This window comes from Pararobbsia alpina, from assembly GCF_965118125.1.
Lineage (GTDB): Bacteria > Pseudomonadota > Gammaproteobacteria > Burkholderiales > Burkholderiaceae > Pararobbsia > Pararobbsia alpina_A.
Genome location: NZ_OZ221287.1, coordinates 182,528 through 199,423 on the forward strand (window position 1 = coordinate 182,528; position 16,896 = coordinate 199,423).

Genomic DNA, 16,896 nt, shown 5'->3' on the forward strand with positions numbered 1-16,896 from the left:
GACCCGGCGGTTGCCTCCCATAAGGACGCAGAAACGTCCCGGCCGATCAGGTCCGATCCCGCCTGACCGGCACAACGTTTCTGCAAGCAGCACACACCGCGGCGCCATACGCTGCACGCCATGCTGAACGCTACGCAGGACCTTGCCATGAAGCTCGAACACCCGACCCAATCCGATCGCCCGTCCCTCGCCGCGCTCGAACGCCACGATGCGTTTGCAGAACGTCATATCGGTCCCGACACCGCCGAGCAACGCGAGATGCTCTCGACCCTCGGCTTCGCGTCGCGCGACGCGCTGATCGACGCCGTGATCCCGGCCGACATCCGCCGCAAGGACACGCTGCCGCTCGGCCCGTTCACGCAACCGAAGAGCGAAGCCGAAGCACTGGCCGCGCTGCGCAAGCTGGCGGACAAGAACGAGGTGTTCCGAACCTATATCGGCCAGGGCTACTACGGCACGCATACGCCGGGCGTGATCCTGCGCAACGTGCTCGAGAACCCGGCGTGGTACACGGCCTATACGCCGTACCAGCCTGAGATTTCGCAAGGCCGCCTCGAAGCGCTGCTGAACTACCAGCAAATGATCACGGACCTCACGGGTCTGGCCATGGCGAACGCCTCGATGCTCGACGAAGCCACGTCGGCGGCCGAGGCCATGACCCTCGTGCATCGCGTCGGCAAGCCCAAGTCGAACATCTTCTTCGTCGCCGATGACGTGCTGCCGCAGACGATCGAAGTCGTGCGCACGCGCGCCGAACCGCTGAAGATCGAAGTGAAGGTCGGCCCGGCTTCAGAAGCGGCGAGCGCCAATGCGTTCGGCGTGCTGCTCCAGTATCCGGGCGTCAACGGTGACGTGCGCGACTACCGCGCGCTCGCTGAAGCCATCCACGCTGCCGGCGGTCACGTGATCGCCGCAGCCGACCTGCTTGCACTCACGCTGCTCACGCCGCCCGGCGAATGGGGCGCGGACGTCGCGATCGGCAACTCGCAGCGCTTTGGCGTGCCGCTCGGTTTCGGCGGCCCGCACGCGGCGTATCTCGCCGTGCGCGACGAATTCAAGCGTCAGATGCCGGGCCGCCTCGTCGGCGTGACCGTCGACGCGCAAGGCAAGCATGCGCTGCGTCTCGCGCTGCAAACACGCGAGCAGCACATCCGCCGCGAAAAGGCGACGTCGAACATCTGCACGGCACAGGCCCTGCTCGCCATCATGGCCAGCATGTATGCCGTCTATCACGGCCCGTCCGGCCTGCGCGGCATCGCGCAGCGCGTCGCACGCATGACGTCGATCCTCGCTGCCGGTCTGCGCAAGCTCGGCTATCCGATCGTCAACACGAGCTTCTTCGACACGCTGACCGTGACTGCCGGCGCGCACACCGACGCGCTGCATGCTGCTGCATGCGCACGCCGCCTGAACCTGCGCGCGATCGACGCACAAACCGTCGGCATCTCGCTCGATGAAACCACGACGCGTGCCGACCTGCTCGACCTCTGGGGCGCCTTCGCTGAAGCCTCGAACATCGACGCGCTCGACGGATCGGATATCGACGCGTTCGACGCGGACGCACAGGACGGCTTCGACGCAGCGCTGCGCCGCGAGACGCCGTTCCTTACGCACCCGGTCTTCAATCGTCACCACAGCGAACACGAAATGCTGCGCTATCTGCGCAGCCTCGCGGACAAGGACCTCGCGCTCGACCGCACGATGATCCCGCTGGGTTCGTGCACGATGAAGCTCAACGCGACGTCCGAAATGCTGCCCGTCACGTGGCCGGAATTCGCGAACATCCATCCGTTCTCACCGGCGTCGCAAACGGTCGGCTATCGTGAGCTCGTCTCGCAGCTCGAGGCGATGCTCGTTGCGGCGACCGGCTACGCGGCCGTTTCGTTGCAGCCGAACGCCGGCTCGCAAGGTGAATACGCCGGCCTGCTCGTGATCCGCAAGTATCACGAGTCGCGCGGCGAAGGCCATCGCGACGTCTGCCTGATCCCCGCATCGGCGCACGGTACGAACCCCGCATCGGCGCAAATGGTGTCGATGCGCGTGATCGTCGTCGCGTGCGACAACAACGGCAACGTCGATATCGAAGATCTGCGTGCGAAGGCGGCCGAACACGCCGACAAGCTCGCGGCGATCATGATCACGTATCCGTCGACCCACGGCGTGTTCGAACAGAACGTGCGCGAGATCTGCGAGATCGTGCATCAGCACGGTGGTCAGGTCTATGTCGACGGCGCGAACATGAACGCGATGGTCGGCCTGTCGGCGCCGGGACAATTCGGCGGCGACGTCTCGCACCTGAACCTGCACAAGACGTTCTGCATCCCGCACGGCGGCGGCGGACCGGGTGTCGGCCCGATCGGCGTCGGCGCGCATCTCGCACCGTTCCTGCCGAACCAGGTGTCGACCGGCTATATCCGCGGCGAACAAGGCATCGGCGCAGTATCGGCGGCACCTTACGGCTCGGCCGCGATCCTGCCGATCTCGTGGATGTACATCGCGATGATGGGAGCCAGCGGCCTGAAGGCGGCAACCGAGAACGCGATTCTGAGCGCGAACTACCTGGCCAAGCAGCTTTCGCCGCACTTCCCGGTGCTGTACACGGGTCCCGGCGGCCTGGTCGCGCACGAGTGCATCATTGATCTGCGCCCGATCAAGGAATCGAGCGGCATCAGCGTCGACGACGTGGCCAAGCGCCTGATGGACTTCGGCTTCCACGCGCCGACGATGAGCTTCCCTGTGCCGGGCACGCTGATGATCGAACCGACTGAGTCGGAACCGAAGATCGAACTCGACCGCTTTATCGACGCGATGACAACGATCCGCGAGGAAATCCGCGCGGTCGAAGAAGGTCGCGCCGACCGCGAGGACAACCCGCTGCGCCACGCACCGCACACGGCGGCCGTCGTGACCGCCGACGACTGGAAGCACGCGTATCCGCGCGAGCAAGCGGCTTACCCGGTCGCTTCGTTGCGCGCAAACAAGTACTGGCCGCCAGTCGGCCGCGCGGACAACGCGTACGGCGACCGGAACCTGTTCTGCTCGTGCATCCCCATGTCGGAATACGCTGACGCCTGATGGAGCGCTGGCTGACGGCGACAAGCCGTCAGCCAGCGGTTAACATCTCAGGCGCCGGACGGGCCGGCAATGGGAGGTAGGCGCATGGCGGTAGTCAGGAACAGCGCGACGCAGCAGTCGCGCGTCGTAGAACGGTTGTCACGCACTGCCTCAAAGGCCGCGCTGACGCTCGCGCCATTGATCTTTGGTCTTGTATCGAGCGTCGCGCACGCCGCGATGAATTTTTGTGCAGCACCTGCGCTGCAGAACGGCGAACGCGAGGACGCGACATCGAGCGTGCACGCCATGATCGTCGAGGCGCAGGCCCATATGAACGACGACCCGCATCCGCTCGTTCGCCTGCACACCGAGGGCACGCTGCCGCACGAGGGCATCTACGACGCGTCGGTCGACGCCGAAAAGGAACTCGACCTGATGCGCGACACCGCGCTCGCGTGGCGTGCGACGGGCGATCCGCGCTTCCTCAAGATGGTCGACCGGTTCCTGCTGGCCTGGGTCAAGACCTACGAGCCCAGCCTCAACCCGATTGACGAAACCCGGCTCGACTCGCTGATCCTCGCGTACGACCTGACCGCGAGCGCGCTGACCGCCTCGACGCGCAATGCGACGGTCTCGTTCCTGCAAGATCTCGGCGAGGGTTACATCGCCGATGTCGACTCGAGAAAGCGGCCGCTCGACCAGAACTACGCAAACAACTGGCAAAGCCATCGCGTGAAGCTCATCGCGATGACGGCCTTTGCACTCGACGATCGCAAGATGATCGACGCCGCGCGGCGGCTGTTCGTCGTGCAGCTTCAGAACAATATCGGTGGCGACGGTCAGGTTCGTGATTTTGGCGAGCGCGATGCGCTGCACTATGTCGTGTACGACCTCGAACCGCTGACGATGGCCGCGCTTGCCGCGCGCCGCCACCGGATCGACTGGCTGACGCAGCGCGCGCAGAACGGCGCCTCTTTGCAGGCCGCGCTCAACTGGCTCGCGCCCTATGCGCTTGGGAAGCAGAGCCACGAAGAATTCGTGAAGTCGCAGGTGCCATTCGACGCGAAGCGTCGAGAGGCCGGCGTCCCGGGTTTCTCGGGCGAGTGGGACCCCAAGTCGGCGACGACGTTGTTTTACCTCGCATCGCGACTCGACAAACGATATCTGCCGATTGCGCAAAAGCTCGCGGCCAAGCCGCCGGCATGGCTTGGCGTGTGTTTGCCGACGCCGTCGTGATGCACTAAGCCTTATACAACCCCGCCCCGGGCCAAGTACCCGGGCGCAGCACCGCCCCCGCTTGCCGGGTGCCACGGAGGAGCAGCGATGGCCGTCAGCGTGTTCGATTTGTTCAAGATCGGCATTGGTCCGTCGAGTTCGCATACGGTCGGGCCGATGCGCGCGGCGCTGATGTTCGCCGAGTCGCTTGAGCGGGAGGGGCTGATCACGCGGGTCGACAGCCTGCGCATCGAGCTCTACGGTTCGCTCGGCGCAACCGGCAAGGGACACGGCACCGACCGCGGCGTCATGCTCGGTCTCTGCGGCGAGGCGCCCGATACGATCGATCCGGCGACGATCGCGCCGCGCATCGAAGGGATCCGCCAGACACACCAGCTCCCGCTGCTCGGCAAGCACCCCGTGCGCTTCGTCGAGCGCGAACACATCGTGTTCTACCGGCAGGCGCTGCCCGAGCATCCGAACGGTCTCAAGCTTCAGGCGAAGGATGCGGCCGGCAATGTGCTGCGCATGTCGACCTATCTGTCGGTGGGCGGCGGCTTCGTCGTGACCGCGAACGCCACAAATGCCAAGGTGCTCAACGCGCCTGAACTGCTGCCCAACCATTTCACGAGCGGTGAAGAACTGCTGTGGTTGTGCGGACAAAAGAAAGCGTCGATCGCGCAGATCATGCTCGAGAACGAGCGCGTCTGGCGCAGCGACGACGAGATCCGCAGCGGGTTGCTGCGGATCTGGGACGTGCTGCAGGCCTGCGTGTCGCGCGGGTGCGGTGTCGACAATCCCGATGCCGAGTCCGAACTGCCCGGGCCGTTTCATGTGCGCCGGCGTGCCCCGCAGCTCTACCGCGCGTTGCGCGCGAACCCCGAGGCGGCGCTGCGCGATCCGCTCTCGATGGTCGACTGGATCAACCTCTACGCGATTGCCGTCAACGAAGAGAACGCGGCAGGCGGGCGCGTCGTGACCGCGCCGACGAATGGCGCCGCAGGCATCATTCCCGCCGTCCTGCACTACTACGCGCGCTGCGTGCCGCATGCGACGGATAACGGCATCATCGATTTCCTGCTGACCGCGGGTGCGATCGGCATTCTTTACAAGCTCAACGCGTCGATCTCGGGCGCCGAGGTCGGATGTCAGGGCGAAGTCGGTGTCGCGTGCTCGATGGCGGCCGGCGGGCTGGCCGCAGTCCTCGGTGGCACGCCCGCGCAAGTCGAAAACGCGGCCGAGATCGGCATGGAACACAACCTCGGCCTGACCTGCGATCCGGTCGGTGGACTGGTTCAGATTCCGTGCATCGAACGCAATGCGATGGGCGCGGTGAAGGCGGTGAACGCAGCGCGCATGGCCTTGCGCGGAGACGGTACGCACGCCGTGTCGCTCGACTCGGTCATCAAGACGATGCGCCAGACCGGCGCGGATATGAAAACGAAATACAAGGAAACCTCGCGCGGCGGGCTCGCGGTCAATATCGTCGAGTGCTGAGCGAGGCGGCCCGGTCCGCCATCAAGGCGTATCGCCGCTTTCCGACTCGTCGTCAGGCAGGTCGCCCGCCGGATCGCGGTACATGTACAGCACGTCGGTATTCACCGGGCGGAGATTCTGCCCGGCGTCGACCACGAAATCGACGCCGTTATAGGCCGGCCCGGCCAGCAAGCCAATCGCGGCGGCCAGATCCTCGGCGGACGCCACGCGCGCGAGCGGCGTCGCGCGACGGCTTGCGTACCGGAAATCCTGTTCGGTCTGCACATCGCTGGGCAGCATCAGCCCTGGATACACGGCATTGACCCGCAGCGTCGGTGCCGCCGAAATGGCCAGCATCTGCGTCATATTGCCGAGTGTCGCTTTGCCGACCGTGTAAGTGAAATGATCGGCGTGAAAATTGTTACGCACCTTCTGGTCGACGACGTTGATCACGACACCCGTCTGCATCCGGGTCCGCGCGCTCCGGCAGTAGGCCCGCGCAAGCAGGATCGGCGCGCGACCGTTAATGGCCCAGCTCGCATCGAACGTCGCGACGTCGAAATCGGGAAAGCGGTCCTGCGCGAAGCCCGAGGCGCAGTTCACGAGCAGATCGAGCCGGCCGAATTCCGCGTAGGTCTCGTCGATCAGCGCGTCGATCGCGCCGGCGTCGGTCAGATCGGCTTGCACGGCGATCGCGCGCTGGCCAAGCGCCCGAATCTCTTCGACCAGCGCCTGCGCGTCGGCGGCCGAGCTGCCGTAGTGCACAACGACATCGTGCTCGCGCGCAGCGAACCACTTTGCAATCGTCCGGCCGACGCGCCGGGCGGCGCCGGTGACGAGGACAACCTTGCTTTCCACTGACAGCATTCCTTCGCTTCCATCGCGGCGCAGTGTGGTGCATTGCGGCGCGGGCTTGATGAGCGTCGGGCGGGCGCCCGGCGGCGTTGGCCGATATTCTGACACGTCCGGCGCGGGCGCATGACGGGCGGCACCGATACCGGCCGCCCGCCCCTCGCCACGCCGCGCGCCCGCCAGTTCCCCCGAGATGAACCGAATACCGCTCGCTTATCACCGTTTCGGATAGCCTGCGGACGTGGACAATGCACGACTGACCGATTGTCTTTTGCCGCGCCACCGATGGGAAAATCGAACACCACGCATGCGCAGCCGCGCGCCAGGTCCGGCTCGAAGTCGCCGGCTGGCAGGCCGGCCGCGCCCGCCGCACCGGCACCGCAGTCCGCTCCGGCATGGGTGCCCGAGTGGCAGCAAGCCATGGCGCTGCACCAGGAAGGTCGCCTTGACGAAGCCGCCGCGCTCTATGAGGCGGTGATCGGGCAAGCCCCGGAACACGCCGATGCGCACCAGTTGCTGGGCCTGATTGCACTCAATACGGGCAACGCGCCGCGCGCGGTCGACCTGATCCGGCGTGCGCTTGAGATCGACCCGTCGTCCTTCGGTGCGCACGTCAACCTCGGTGCCTCGTACAAGGCGCTCGGGCAGCGCGAACTTGCCGTCGAGTCCTACGACACCGCCGTGTCGCTGCGACCCGATTACGTCGATGGCTGGATCCATGCGGGCAACCTACTCGGCGAACTCCATCGCATACCGGAAGCACTCGCGCGGTTCGATGCAGCGCTCAGGGCTGACCCCGATCATGCGGGTGCCCTCAATAATCGCGGCAATGCGCTGCGCCGACTCGGCCAGCATGAAGCGGCGCTCGAGTGCTTCGACCAGTCACTGGCGCGCGATAGCTCGCGGCATGACGCGCGCCTGAACCGGGGTGTCGTGCTCATGGAACTGGGCCGCGACGCCGAGGCCCTGACCGAATACAACAAGCTGCTCGTGTCGTTCCAGTCCCACGCGCTGGCGTGGAACAACCGCGGCAACGTGCTGCTGCGCCTGCGGCGCTATGCCGAAGCCGTCGAGTCGCTCGACCGGGCCCTCGATCTCGCGCCCGACTACCCGCCGGCGTGGGTCAACCGCGCCAATGCCATGCTCGCGCTGTGCCAGTACGACCACGCCCGCTCGGCGCTCGAACACGTCCGTACCCTCGTGCCGTCCCTCGCCGAGGCGCAATGGAATCTCGCGAATCTCGACTTGCTCCAGGGACGCTTCGATAGCGGCTGGCGTCATTTCGAAGCGCGCTGGCGCGCGACCCTGCTCGAGCCGCGCCGTCATGAGGCGACGCCGGTATGGCTCGGCGAGACCGACGTTCGCGGCAAGCGCGTGATGCTCTGGCATGAGCAGGGATTCGGCGACACGATCCAGTTCGCGCGTTTTGCACGCGATGTGGCTGCGCTGGGTGCGATACCCGTCGTCGAAGTACAGCCGGCACTCAAACCGCTCATGGCCGCTAGCCTTGAGGGTATTGAAGTCATCGCGACCGGCGAGCCCACCGCGCCATGCGACTATGCGACCCCGCTGATGAGCCTGCCGCTTGCCTTGCGTGTCGACGTGTCGTCCCTACCCGCCGCGCCCTATCTGCGCACCGAACTTGCGCGCGTGCAGGCTCACGCGGCCGCGCTCGGTCCTCAACGCGCGCCGCTGCGCGTGGCCATCGCGATGTCGGGCAATACCAAGCATCGCAACGACGCGAACCGTTCGATCGCACTGCGCGACTTCGCGCGCATGGTCCGCGGCGTCGAAACCGTCGTCGTCCAGAAGGGTCTGCGCGCAGACGACTCGCGAGTGATTTCGCGGTACCCGGATTTCCGCTACGTCGGCGACGCGCTCAGCGATTTCAGCGACACCGCGGCCGTGATCGAAAACTGCGACCTGGTGATCAGCGTCGATACATCGGTCGTCCATCTGGCGGCAGCACTCGGCAAGCCCGTCTGGGTACTGCTGCCCGCCAACCCCGATTGGCGCTGGCAACTCGGTCGTGAGGACAGTCCGTGGTATCCGTCGGCGCGGTTGTTCCGACAGACCAAGCCGGGCGATTGGACCGACGTGTACGAACGCGTAGCGCGCGAGCTGGAAATGCTTGCCGCGAATACCACGCGCGACTGAGGTCATTGCCCGTTCATGACAACGCCAGACGCACGTCGTCCGAATCCGTCCCCAGCGCACCCAACAGCAACGTCCTCGCTGCCACCGGCCGCGCCCGACCCCGGACAGATCACCGAGGCAACGAGCCTGCACCAGCAGGGCCGCATCGGTGAGGCAATCGAGCGCTATCAAGGCCTGCTCGCCGTGCACCCGGAATTGCACGCGATCTGGATGCTGCTCGGCATGGCGTGTCTCCAGACCGGGCAGATGGACGGCGCCGTGCATGCGCTCGAACGATCCGTGCTGCTGCATCCCGCCAATCCGATCGCCCGTGCGAGCCTGGGTAACGCGCTGCAGGCGCTGGGTCGACATGCTCAGGCGATTGAACAGTTCGACCGCGCGCTGATACTCGCCCCCGATCATCTCGATGCACTTTTCAATCGCGGGGTCTCGCTCGATGCCATCGAGCGTCCCGATGCAGCGCTAGAAAGCTATCGCGCGGTTCTCGCGCGCCAGCCCATGCATCCTGGCGCGCTCAACAATGGTGGCGAGGCGCTGCGCAAACTGGGCCGGCACGGCGAAGCGCGCGCGGTCTTCGATGCTGCGATCAACCTGTATCCCGACCACATCGATTTGCGACTCAATCGCGGCACGACCGCATTCGAAGCCGGCGACGCTTCCGCGGCACTCGCCGATTTCGATGCTTTGCTTGCGCGCGTGCCTGACCATGCGGTCGCACTCAACAATAGCGGCAACGTGTTGCATGCCATAGGCGCCCACGCGCAGGCACTCGCCCGCTTCGATCGCGCCCTTGCCGTGCAGCCTGCGTATGTCCGGGCGTGGCTGAATCGCGCGAATACCTTGCAGGCACTGATGCGCCTCGACGAAGCACAGGCAGCCTACGAGCAGGCGCGCAGGCTTGCGCCGGATTCGCCCGAGGTCCAATGGAACGCGAGCCATCTCGCCCTCTTGCGTGCACAGTACGCGAGTGGCTGGCGCGACTACGAGGCGCGCTGGCAGACGGGCGCGCGATTCGACACGCGCCGGCACACGACCCTTCCGCGATGGCTCGGCGATACCGATCTGCACGGCAAGCGCATCCTCCTGTGGCACGAACAAGGGCTCGGCGACACGATCCAGTTCTGTCGATATGCCATGCTCGTTGCCGCGCGCGGCGCGCACATCGTGCTCGAAGTCCAGGCGCCCCTCAAGCGGCTGATCGCCGCGAGCCTGCCGCAGATCGAAGTGATCGCGACGGGCGAGGATGTTGGCCCGTGCGATGCGGCAATACCCCTCATGAGCCTGCCCTTTGCATTCGGAACTGACGCGAGTTCGATCCCCGAAGCGCAGGCTTATCTCACCGCCGATCCCGTCACCGTCCGGCGATGGGAAACACGGCTCGCCGCCCGCGAACGCGGCCCGCGCATCGGCCTCGCATTCTCGGGGAATGCGACACATAACAACGACCGGCACCGATCGATTCCGGCCGAGTATTTCACCTCGCTTTCAGAGGTCGCCGATCTGTACGTCATTCAAAAGGATGTTCGCGAACAGGACGCACAGACGCTGAGCGCGCATCCCGCAATCCGATATCCTGGAACGGAACTCGGTGACTTTGCCGACACGGCCGCGCTAATTGCCGCGCTCGATCTCGTCGTGACGGTCGACACCTCCGTCGCCCATCTCGCAGGCGCGCTCGGCAAGCCTGTCTGGGTCCTGCTGCCCACGCTGCCCGACTGGCGATGGGAACTCGAACGTAAGGACACGCCCTGGTATCGCTCGGCGCAACTCATCCGCCTGCCGCGCGACGGCGGCTGGCCGGCGGTTATTGCCGGCGTGCGCGAGCGCCTCTCCCGCTTCGGCACGACGGCATAAGGTACGACCGCCTGCCGCGCCGCTGCTCGCGCCCGCGCGACCCGATCCCCTGCAACGACGGCCCTTGCCACGCTAGAAATACAGGCAAATACGCCCTGTATTCTAGGCTTCGCTGCGTGAGGTGATCGGTAGACTGTCTTCACACATTCCGGCATTGCCGGATCGGTTCCGTCCGGGGATACCCCGTCAAATCAACCGGTCCTGCGCTGCAGCGGTACCCGCTCCAACGGCGAACCCCTCTTCCCGCGATCGACTTCGCGAGTGTGGCGCCGCCAGTGCGACATCCGCCAGGAACCCGGTCTATCTACCTTGAAAAGGCGTGATCGCATGCAGGAACTCATTCTTAACTACGCAGCCAAGCTGTCGGGCGCGCTCGCGATGGATGCCATGCAACAAGTGCCTGTGCTCGCCACGGCACTGCGCGAAGCATGGGTCGAAGGGCGGTCGGTCTTTCTTTGCGGCAACGGCGGCAGCGCCGGCAATGCCATTCACCTTGCCAACGACATGCTGTACGGCGTCGGCATCAACAACCGCACGGGCGGCATGAGCATCGAAGCGCTCAGCGCCAATCCCGCGGTGCTCACGTGTCTCGCCAACGACATCGGCTACGACCAGATCTACAGCGAACAATTGCGTGCAAAGGCCAAGGCCGGCGACATACTGATCGTGCTGTCGGGCAGCGGCAATTCGCCGAACGTCGTGAAGGCGCTCGAGACCGCGAACCGCATCGGCATGGAGACGTTTGCGATCGTCGCGTTCGACGGCGGCCGTTGCAAGGAGATCGCACAGTATCCGCTGCACTTCGATATCGACGACATGCAGATCGCCGAAGATCTGCAGCTCGTGATCGGTCATATGTGCATGCAGTGGCTCTACGCGAACCCCGCGAAGCCTGTCTCGCCGCAAGTGGTCAGCGGAGCCATGCAATGACGCAGGAGTTTGCAGGCCAGCGCTTCCTGGTCATCGGAAGCAATTCGTTTTCGGGTGCGCAGTTCGTCAAGTATCTGCTTAAACAAGGTCATCACGTCGTCGGCGCGAGCCGTTCGAACGAGATCCACCCTGTGTACCTGCCGTACAAGGAACTCGATGCGGGCGAGCGTTTCCGCTTCGTCCAGATCGACTTCAATCATCAGCTCGACGACCTGCTCGCGACGATTCACGCGTTTCAACCCGAATACGTCGTGAACTTCGCTGCGCAGGGCATGGTCGCGCAAAGCTGGGAAACGCCCGAACACTGGTACCAGACGAACGTCGTCGGCCAGGTCAAGTTGCACGACCAGCTGCGCAAGATTCCGTTTATCCGCCGCTACGTCCACGTGACGACGCCCGAGGTCTACGGCAGCACCGACGGCTGGATCAAGGAGCGCTTCGACTTCGCGCCGAGCACGCCCTACGCCGTTTCGCGCGCCGCCTGCGACCTGCACCTGATGAGCTTCTTCAAGGCGTATCAGTTCCCCGTCGTCTTTTCGCGCGCCGCCAACGTGTACGGTCCCGGTCAGCAGCTTTACCGGATTATTCCGCGCACGCTGCTGTTCGCGCGCCTCGGCCGCAAGCTTCAGTTGCATGGCGGCGGTCATTCGATCCGCTCGTTTATCCATATCGACGACGTGGCCGACGCCACGTGGCGCATCGCGACCTCCGGCACGCCGGGCGATACGTATCACATCTCGACGAACCAGACGGTCTCGATCCGCGAACTCGTCGAAGTCATCTGCGAACTCACGGATGTGCGCTTCGACGATCTCGCCGAAGTCGTCGGCGATCGCCTCGGCAAGGACCAGGCCTATCTGCTCGACAGCGGCAAGTTGCGCTCGGAGCTCGGCTGGCAGGACAGGATCGCGCTCGCCGAAGGCCTGCGCGAAACGCTCGAATGGGTCGACACCCATCTCGACACGCTCAAGTCGCTGCCCGCCGACTATATCCACAAACCCTAAGGTATTTCCATGAAGATTCTCGTCACCGGCGGCTGCGGCTATATCGGCACTGTTCTGACCGGCAAGCTGCTCGAAGATGGCCATACTGTGACCGTCGTCGACACACAGTGGTTCGGCAATCACCTGAAGCCGCATCCGCAACTCACCGTGCTCAAGCAGGACACGCGCGATGTTGACGCGATTCCGCTCGAAGGCGTCGAAGCGATCATCCACCTCGCGAACATCGCGAACGATCCGGGCGTCGAACTCAACCCGACGCTGTCGTGGGAAGTCAACGTACTCGCCACGCAGCAGCTCGCCGATCGCGCAGTGCGCGCGGGCGTGCGCCACTTCCTGTTCGCAAGCTCGGGCAGCGTCTATGGCGTCAAGGACGAGCCGCAAGTGACCGAAGACCTGTCGCTCGTGCCGATCTCCGCCTACAACAAGACCAAGATGGTCGCCGAACGCGTAGTGCTCAGCTACGCCGACCAGATGCAGGTGCATTGCATCCGCCCGGCCACGGTTTGCGGCTATTCGCCGCGCATGCGCCTCGACGTCAGCGTCAACATGTTTGCGTGGCAAGCGGTCAAGAACGGCCGGATCACGGTGTTCGGCGGCACGCAGACGCGTCCGAACATCCATATCCAGGACATGGTCGACGTATATCGCCACTTCCTCGCCAACCCGGGCATCGCTTCGGGTTGCTACAACGCCGGCTTCGAAAACATTTCGATCCTTGATATCGCGAAGCGCGTCAGCGAGAAGGTCGACGCCGAGCTCGTCGTGTCGGAATCGAACGACCCGCGCTCGTACCGTCAGAACTCCGACAAGCTGCTCGCGACGGGCTTTGTGCAAAAGCACTTTGTGGCCGATGCCATCGACGAAATCGTCTCGCGTCATGCAGCGGGCTCGCTTGTCGAATCCGACCAGTGCTACACCGTGCGCTGGATGAAGCACCTGAGTCTCGCCGCGTAGGAACCGACATGAACGGCCCCCGTCCCCACGATTCGATCCAGCTCGCGGCGCAGTTCCGTGCACGCGTCATCGCGATGTCCCGCGCGGCGAAAGCCGCGCACCTCGCGTCCGCGCTGTCGTGTCTCGACATCCTGACCGTGCTCTATGACTCGGTACTCAATGTCGACCCCGCACAGCCGAAATGGGCGGACCGCGACCGTTTCATCCTGAGCAAGGGACACGCCGCATCCGCACTCTACGTTGCGCTGGCCCACAAGGGCTTTTTCCCGCCGGCCGATCTCGACCTTTACGGCAAGGCCGGCTCGATGCTCGAAGAGCATCCGTCGCCGAAAGTCCCGGGCGTCGAAGCTGCGACCGGCAGCCTCGGTCACGGTCTGCCGGTCGGTTGTGGCATGGCGCTCGCCGCACGGATCCAGCAGCGCGACTACCGGACCTTCGTGCTGATGAGCGACGGCGAGTGCAATGAAGGCTCGGTCTGGGAAGCGTGCCTGTTCGCCGCCGCGAACAAGCTCGGCAACCTGTGCGCGTTTGTCGACTTCAACAAGTGGCAGGCCACGGGCCGCAGCCGTGAAGTACTCGCGCTCGATCCGCTCGTCGACAAGTTCCGCAGCTTCGGCTGGAACGTGCAGGAAATCGACGGTCACGACCACGGACAGATCCTCAACGCCGTGTCGCAGATGTCGCCCGCGGGCACGCAGCCCACGATGGTCGTGGCGCACACCGTGAAGGGACGTGGCGTGTCGTTCATGGAAGACGACAACAACTGGCACTACCGCATTCCGACCGACGAAGAAGTCGAGCGTGCGCGCATCGAACTCGGAGTGTAAGCATGAGAAACGCATTTGCAGCCGCCGTCACCGAACTCGGCGAAACGCACCCCGAGCTGGTAATGCTCGCCGGCGATATCGGCAACCGCCTGTTCGACAGCTTCAAGGACCGTCACCCCTCGCGTTTCTATAACTGCGGTGTTGCCGAAGCGAACATGACGGGCGTTGCGGCAGGTCTGGCCGCGTCGGGCCTGCGTCCGATCACCTACACGATCACGCCGTTCAACACGGTGCGCTGCCTCGAACAGATCCGTCTCGACGTCTGCTATCCGAACCTGCCCGTCATCATCGTCGGCACGGGTTCGGGCCTGTCGTATGCCGGTCTCGGCGCGACGCACCATTCGATGGAAGACATCGCGATTCTGCGCACGCTGCCGAACATGCACGTGGTTTGCCCGGCCGACCAGACCGAGGTCAAGCTTGCCGTAGCCGACGCACTGCGCGTGGGCCGTCCGACGTATATCCGCCTTGGCAAGAAGGGCGAGCCGAAGGTCCATGAAGCGGCGCCGTCGTTCACGATCGGCAAAGGCATCCCGATGCGCGACGGCTCGGACGTCGCAATCCTCAGCGTGGGCAACATGCTCTCGATCGCGATGCAGACGGCCGAAGCGCTCGAAGCACAGGGTTGCTCGGCACAGGTCGTCAGCATGCACACCGTCAAGCCGCTCGACGAAACGCTGCTCGACGCCGCCTTCAGCGACAAGAAGCTCGTGGTCGTGCTCGAAGAGCATGCGCTTGCCGGCGGCGCCGGCAGCGCCGTGCTCGAGTGGGGCAACGTGCGCGGCGTGGACCTGCGCAAGCTGATCTGCGTTGCTGGTCCGGACCGTTTCCTGAGCGCGTGCGGCGGCCAGACTCAGGCGCGCACCGAAATCGGACTGACAACCGACGCGATCGTGGCTCGCGTGCTCGGCCGGCTGAACTGAACCATGCTGCTCGGTCTCGACTTCGACAACACGCTGATCAGCTACGATCGGCTGTTCCATCAGATCGCTCTCGAACGCGAATGGATCCCCGCGGATGTCGCGATCGAGAAAGTCGCCGTGCGCAATCATCTGCGCGCGATCGGCCGCGAAGACGACTGGACTTTGTTGCAAGGCATTGTCTACGGCTCACGCATTCTTGAAGCCGAACCCTATGACGGCATGGTCGACACGCTGGCGCAGTTGCGCATGAGCGGCGTGCCGATGCGCATCGTGAGCCACAAGACGCGCACGCCCTATCTCGGCGAGCCATGCGACCTGCATGCCGCCGCGCGCTCCTGGCTGACCCAGCAGGGCTTTCATCGCGAAGACGGGCTCGGCTGGCGCGAAGACCAGGTGTTCTTCGAACTGACCAAGCAGGACAAAGCCGCGCGCATCGACGCGCTCGGCTGCACGCACTACGTCGACGACCTGCCCGAGATCCTCGAAATGCTGCCCGCTCACATGACGCGGATCCTGTTCGCGCCGAACGGTGCGCAGGAAGTCCCGGCTGACTGGGTCGTCATGCAGTCGTGGGACCAGCTGCCGGGCCTCCTCGGCGTGACGCATCGCGACGCGCTGTTATCCCCTACGAGTCTGTCATGAGCGTGAGCGGGATGATCGACACGCCGTCCGATGCCCGCGCGGCGTTGCTCGAATCGCTGGGCATCGAAGCGCCCTGGCACGCCGAGACCATCGGTCACGGGCGCAACAGCCGCGTCGAGCGCATTGGGAACGCACGTGGCGAGTGGATCCTCAAGCGCTACCACGCAGGTGGCCCGCAGTCGCGGGACCGGCTCGGCACCGAATACGCCTTTCTTGGCTATCTGAATGCGCAGGGTGTGGCGAGTGTCGCGCGGCCGGTCGGTCTTGATCGCGAAGCCCATCTTGCCGTTTATACGAAGCTCACGGGGACTCGCATCGCCGCGATCACGGACGATGCCGTGTCTCAGGCGGCAGCGTTCATCTGTGACATCAACGCGCACACCGCGTCGCCGCAGGCCGGCGCGTTGCCGATGGCAGCCGATGCCTGTGCGTCATGGGGCGATCATCTTGCACTGGTCCGTGCACGCATCGCGCAGCTCGGCCAGATCGAGCCCGCGTCGGATGTCGAGCGCGACGCCCGCCATTTTGTCGAGCGTACCCTCGCTCCCGCGTGGCAAGCCATCGAAGCCACGCTGATCGCACACCCGTCCGCGGCCGATCGTGTGACGCCGATCCTGTCGCCGTCGGACTTCGGATTTCACAACGCACTCGACGACCACGGCACGCTGTCGTTCGTCGATTTCGAATACGCGGGCTGGGACGATCCCGCCAAGCTCGCGTGCGACTTCATCTGCCAGCCCGAGCTGCCCGTCGGCCATGCACAGGGCATGCAGTTCGTCGACGTGATCGCGCAGCACCTCGCGCCGCGCACCACTTTCGTCGAACGCGTATCGCTGCTGCTGCCGGTGCACCGCCTCAAATGGTGCTGCATCCTGCTTAACGAATTTCGCGCCGAGCATCGTGCGCGCCGCTTGCACGCAGGCGTCTCATCGGAAGACCTGCTCGCCGTGCAACTCGACAAGGCGCGACGCTACTTTGCCCGGCACATCGGATCTACCCAGGAATAAA

General features: G+C 64.9%; 13 protein-coding genes. 12 read left to right on the forward strand and 1 reads right to left on the reverse strand.

The window, feature by feature from the left end; translation table 11 throughout:
- The first annotated feature begins 147 nt into the window (after nucleotides 1-147).
- The 3 genes from gcvP (at nucleotide 148) to ACMFWR_RS00775 (ending at nucleotide 5,766) form a co-directional block, all read left to right on the forward strand.
- Nucleotides 148-3,075 carry an aminomethyl-transferring glycine dehydrogenase gene (gcvP, locus tag ACMFWR_RS00765; RefSeq protein ID WP_413193161.1) on the forward strand — a complete coding sequence of 976 codons (2,928 nt, stop codon included), beginning with the start codon at nucleotides 148-150 and terminating at the stop codon, nucleotides 3,073-3,075.
- Between the two features lie 84 nt (nucleotides 3,076-3,159).
- Nucleotides 3,160-4,290, forward strand: a complete 1,131-nt coding sequence (locus ACMFWR_RS00770; protein ID WP_413193162.1) for an alginate lyase family protein — start codon at nucleotides 3,160-3,162, stop codon at nucleotides 4,288-4,290.
- 87 nt (nucleotides 4,291-4,377) lie between these two features.
- Nucleotides 4,378-5,766 (forward strand): L-serine ammonia-lyase, encoded by a 1,389-nt coding sequence (locus ACMFWR_RS00775; protein WP_413193163.1) that lies wholly within the window; start codon nucleotides 4,378-4,380, stop codon nucleotides 5,764-5,766.
- Nucleotides 5,767-5,787: 21 nt separating this feature from the next.
- Here the strand turns inward: ACMFWR_RS00775 and ACMFWR_RS00780 are convergent, their stop codons facing one another.
- Nucleotides 5,788-6,612, reverse strand: coding sequence for an SDR family oxidoreductase (locus tag ACMFWR_RS00780; protein WP_413193164.1), 825 nt, complete (start codon nucleotides 6,610-6,612; stop codon nucleotides 5,788-5,790).
- A 270-nt stretch (nucleotides 6,613-6,882) separates the two neighbouring features.
- On the opposite strand from ACMFWR_RS00780, the gene ACMFWR_RS00785 reads away from it, so the two are divergent.
- The 9 genes from ACMFWR_RS00785 to ACMFWR_RS00825 all read left to right on the forward strand — a co-directional run bounded on the left by ACMFWR_RS00785 (nucleotide 6,883) and on the right by ACMFWR_RS00825 (nucleotide 16,895).
- Nucleotides 6,883-8,754: a tetratricopeptide repeat protein gene (locus tag ACMFWR_RS00785; RefSeq protein WP_413193165.1), complete on the forward strand. Its 1,872-nt coding sequence runs from the start codon at nucleotides 6,883-6,885 to the stop codon at nucleotides 8,752-8,754.
- A 15-nt stretch (nucleotides 8,755-8,769) separates the two neighbouring features.
- The gene (locus ACMFWR_RS00790; protein ID WP_413193166.1) at nucleotides 8,770-10,608 is read left to right on the forward strand and encodes a tetratricopeptide repeat protein; all 1,839 of its coding nucleotides are present in this window, start codon (nucleotides 8,770-8,772) and stop codon (nucleotides 10,606-10,608) included.
- 327 nt (nucleotides 10,609-10,935) lie between these two features.
- Nucleotides 10,936-11,538, forward strand: coding sequence for an SIS domain-containing protein (locus tag ACMFWR_RS00795; RefSeq protein WP_413193167.1), 603 nt, complete (start codon nucleotides 10,936-10,938; stop codon nucleotides 11,536-11,538).
- Nucleotides 11,535-12,542: a GDP-mannose 4,6-dehydratase gene (locus tag ACMFWR_RS00800; protein ID WP_413193168.1), complete on the forward strand. Its 1,008-nt coding sequence runs from the start codon at nucleotides 11,535-11,537 to the stop codon at nucleotides 12,540-12,542. The genes ACMFWR_RS00795 and ACMFWR_RS00800 overlap by 4 nt, the downstream gene beginning before the upstream one ends.
- A gap of 9 nt (nucleotides 12,543-12,551) precedes the next feature.
- Nucleotides 12,552-13,496: an NAD-dependent epimerase/dehydratase family protein gene (locus ACMFWR_RS00805; RefSeq protein WP_413193169.1), complete on the forward strand. Its 945-nt coding sequence runs from the start codon at nucleotides 12,552-12,554 to the stop codon at nucleotides 13,494-13,496.
- An 8-nt stretch (nucleotides 13,497-13,504) separates the two neighbouring features.
- Nucleotides 13,505-14,323 (forward strand): transketolase, encoded by an 819-nt coding sequence (locus ACMFWR_RS00810; RefSeq protein ID WP_413193170.1) that lies wholly within the window; start codon nucleotides 13,505-13,507, stop codon nucleotides 14,321-14,323.
- A gap of 2 nt (nucleotides 14,324-14,325) precedes the next feature.
- Nucleotides 14,326-15,246: a transketolase family protein gene (locus ACMFWR_RS00815; protein WP_413193171.1), complete on the forward strand. Its 921-nt coding sequence runs from the start codon at nucleotides 14,326-14,328 to the stop codon at nucleotides 15,244-15,246.
- Between the two features lie 3 nt (nucleotides 15,247-15,249).
- A complete protein-coding gene (locus tag ACMFWR_RS00820; RefSeq protein WP_413193172.1) occupies nucleotides 15,250-15,888 on the forward strand; it encodes a haloacid dehalogenase-like hydrolase in 639 nt (212 codons plus the stop codon).
- Nucleotides 15,885-16,895, forward strand: coding sequence for an aminoglycoside phosphotransferase family protein (locus ACMFWR_RS00825; protein ID WP_413193173.1), 1,011 nt, complete (start codon nucleotides 15,885-15,887; stop codon nucleotides 16,893-16,895). Before ACMFWR_RS00820 ends, ACMFWR_RS00825 begins: the two co-directional genes overlap by 4 nt.
- Nucleotide 16,896 lies beyond the last annotated feature (1 nt).